Below are 255 nucleotides of genomic sequence, written 5' to 3' on the forward strand. Positions count from 1 at the left end.
TCCCCGTTTTCCCCTTCGGCAGTGCCTGCAGGGAGAATCCGAGAAATGCGCGGGTGGTTGGTCGCCCCACAGCACTCTTGTCCCGGTTCACCGTAAGCGACAAGTCGTTTTCGAGAAACGCGGTAATGCTTCGCAGCACCCGTTCCCCTGCCCGTCGGCTCTTCACGTAGATGTTACAATCGTCGGCATAGCGGACAAACCGGTGGCCTCGTCGCTCCAGTTCCGTATCCAATTCATGGAGGTAAATGTTACTGA

The 255-nt window shown here is 56.9% G+C and carries 1 protein-coding gene; it reads right to left on the reverse strand.

Annotated elements, in window-relative coordinates; all coding sequences use genetic code 11:
• Positions 1 to 255: reverse transcriptase domain-containing protein (locus HCN83_RS18100; protein WP_246238307.1), on the reverse strand; the 255-nt coding region annotated here is incomplete at both ends.

The organism is Alkalicoccus luteus, assembly GCF_012034335.1.
Taxonomy (GTDB): Bacteria; Bacillota; Bacilli; order Bacillales; family Salisediminibacteriaceae; genus Alkalicoccus; species Alkalicoccus luteus_A.